The organism is Candidatus Nanopusillus massiliensis, assembly GCF_920984865.1.
Genome location: NZ_OV100765.1, coordinates 554,632 through 554,900 on the forward strand (window position 1 = coordinate 554,632; position 269 = coordinate 554,900).

Sequence of the window (269 nt, forward strand, 5' to 3'; positions counted from 1 at the left end):
AAAAGCTTTAGAAATAAAAGATCTAANNNAGAATAGTATATTAAAGCATTTATCTTCAGATAATTTTATTTATTAGTATTTTTTATAACAACCTTTATAAAGTACAAAATATTCTTCAATCATTAGAAGAAAAATTATAAATATCTGATGATGTTAATTTTTATTTTAAACTTTACAAATATTTATTCACAATCAAATAGTTATGCTTATGCAGGTGATAANGAATATATAGGTACATTATATATAGATAAACGATTATTAGAATCGTC